Below are 380 nucleotides of genomic sequence, written 5' to 3'. Positions count from 1 at the left end.
TCGACAACGGCCGTCTTGCCTAAACAGAGGCTCGAGACGCAGTACCAACCAAGCGAATGACGCACCGCGAGTACGCATTTTTTCGGGGTAGACCACCGACCAATGGTGCTCGCAGAGATAACGCAGCAATCCGAGCCCGGCTAGCAGGCCTGTATAGGACTCGCACTGGTGCAACGCCCAGGTCAGCCAGACGGCCGAGCGCAGATCCTTGGACTGATGTCGCAACATTAGCTCGCTGGTTTCCAGGACCTTGCGCCAATCGGGCTGGCTGCTGCCATGAATCGATTGCGCCTTTGCCAACTCGGATTCCAGGCATTCATATTCACTCGAAAAGCGCATATCGCTGCCCGCAAAACTCGATTGCGCACAGGGCGACCTTG

Annotated in this window: 1 protein-coding gene; it reads right to left on the bottom strand. The window is 57.6% G+C overall.

Features of this window, described 5'->3' with window-relative positions; translation table 11 throughout:
• Window positions 1-380: type VI secretion system ImpA family N-terminal domain-containing protein (locus tag SOP95_RS32060; protein ID WP_323609599.1), on the bottom strand; the 380-nt coding region annotated here is incomplete at both ends.

The organism is Pseudomonas sp. YuFO8, assembly GCF_035065025.1.
GTDB lineage: Bacteria > Pseudomonadota > Gammaproteobacteria > Pseudomonadales > Pseudomonadaceae > Aquipseudomonas > Aquipseudomonas putida_AE.
Note: the sequence above shows the minus strand (reverse complement) of the source record. Positions and strands in the feature narration are given on the sequence as shown.